Annotated in this window: 2 protein-coding genes and 1 tRNA gene; 2 read left to right on the top strand and 1 reads right to left on the bottom strand. The window is 66.9% G+C overall.

The window, feature by feature from the left end; all coding sequences use genetic code 11:
• Nucleotides 1-213: 213 nt before the first annotated feature.
• Nucleotides 214-522 (bottom strand): YggT family protein, encoded by a 309-nt coding sequence (locus HUK84_RS16820; protein ID WP_176641300.1) that lies wholly within the window; start codon nucleotides 520-522, stop codon nucleotides 214-216.
• A 173-nt stretch (nucleotides 523-695) separates the two neighbouring features.
• Here HUK84_RS16820 and HUK84_RS16815 point away from each other — a divergent pair.
• Both HUK84_RS16815 and HUK84_RS16810 read left to right on the top strand, forming a co-directional pair.
• Nucleotides 696-771 (top strand) — tRNA-Ala (locus HUK84_RS16815).
• Nucleotides 772-1,016: 245 nt separating this feature from the next.
• A partial coding sequence (locus HUK84_RS16810; protein ID WP_176641299.1) for a diacylglycerol/lipid kinase family protein occupies nucleotides 1,017-1,811 on the top strand: 795 nt, incomplete at its 3' end.

Raw genomic sequence — 1,811 nt, 5'->3', positions numbered from 1 at the left:
GCCCATGCCCCCGCCCATGCCGGGCATCGCGGGCATGGCGCTGCCGCCCGACATTCCGGGCATTGCGGGCATCTGGGCGCGGGCGGGCGGCAGGCCGGCCACGGACAGGATGGCGACGACCGGCAGAATGAAGATGTGGCGCGTCATGGACGTGATCCCTTTGCGATGGTCATGCGTGTCCGGTCCGAGGCGCCCGGGATGGGCGCGGCCCGTTCAGAGCGGGTTGCTGAAAGCCAACGTATAATAAAGCTGCCGGATCAGCGGCGTCAGCACGTACTGGATCAGCAGCAGCAGGACCAGCGGGCTGAAATCCATGTTGCCCACCACAGGCAGGATGCGCCGCAACGGCCGCAGCGCCGGTTCCGTCAGGCGGTTGAGGAAATTGCCGATGGCCCAGACCGTGTGGTTGCGGGTGTCCAGCACGCCGAACGCGTAGAGGAAGCTGAATACGCAGGAAATAACGAGCACCCAGGTATAGAGCCGGACGGCTTCGAGCAGCAATGTGAAGACAAGCTGGAGCAACGTGTATGATCTCCAAGAGGCAGGGCGGAAATCCTATCGGAGGCGGGGAAGCGGCACAACACCGCGCCCCGCACAGCGCCGCGTGAGCCGCGGCAGGACCATTCGACAAGGCCTCTCGATGGGCGCTTGACAAACCCGGAACGGCCGGTATTTATGCCAGCCCATCAGGCAGTGGGGCTGTAGCTCAGTTGGGAGAGCGCCTCGTTCGCAATGAGGAGGTCAGGGGTTCGATTCCCCTCAGCTCCACCACTGGTCTGGTATTTTCCCGAAAAATCAAATTCTGATGGCGATGTCATCCGTCGCGGCCTGTTGGCGGTCCATCCTGTCGCCGTTGGCATGTCGCCGCTTGTTCCCGCCTGTACGCCGGTGCGATTTGTCGGTATCGCGATCTGTTTTAAACATATGGACGGGATGATCGGCCGGGGGCGCATGATGGAGCGGGATGTGGGTGCGGCTCGAGACGATGCGGGTTGGGCGGCGGGTCGACGCGCACGATGAATGAGCGGATTGCGCGGATTCTGGTGGTCTATAACCCCATGGCGGGGCGGCGGCGCATAACGCGTCTGCGTCGTTTCGTGCAGGGGCTGCGGGCCGGGGGGGCCGTGGTGACGGTGGCGGCCACGGACCATGCCGGGCACGGTCGCATCCTGTCGCGCGATGCCGGGCCGGACGGGGCGTTCACCCATGTCGTGGCGGCCGGGGGCGACGGCACGATTTCCGAGGTCGCCGACGGGCTGCTGGAGGCCATGCGTCCTTCCTTTCCGTCCGCATCCGCTTCGATGCCGGGGCCCGTCATGGGCGTGCTGCCGCTGGGCACCGCGAATGTGCTGGCGCACGAGCTGGGCGTGGCCTTCGCCCCCGGCGACAATGCGCGGGCGCTGCTGTCGGGCCGGTGGCGGACGATCTGGCCCGGCCGGATCGAGGCGGGCGGGCAGGCGCGCATTTTCGTGCAGATGGTCAGTGCGGGATTCGACGCGCAGGTCGTGACTCATCTGTCGCTGCGCGCCAAGCGCGTGCTGGGCCGCGGCGCCTATGCCGTGCAGGCGATCCGCGAGGCTGGGCGCTATGATTTTCCGCCGCTGCAGGTCGTACTGGATGGGCAGGCCCATACGGCCTTCGGCATCGTCTGTTCCAAAGGACGGTTCTATGGCGGGCGCCATGTCCTGGCGCCCGAGGCAACGCCGCTGGAGCGCGGGTTTTCGGTCACGCTGCTGGACGAGCCGGGAGCCGGCCCGATCGCCAGGGTGGCGCTGGGACTGCTGTGCGACCGCCCCGACCGGGTGCGCGGT

The sequence above is a fragment of the Nguyenibacter vanlangensis genome (assembly GCF_013376155.1).
Lineage (GTDB): Bacteria > Pseudomonadota > Alphaproteobacteria > Acetobacterales > Acetobacteraceae > Gluconacetobacter > Gluconacetobacter vanlangensis.
This window is presented reverse-complemented; position numbering and strand designations above follow the sequence as displayed.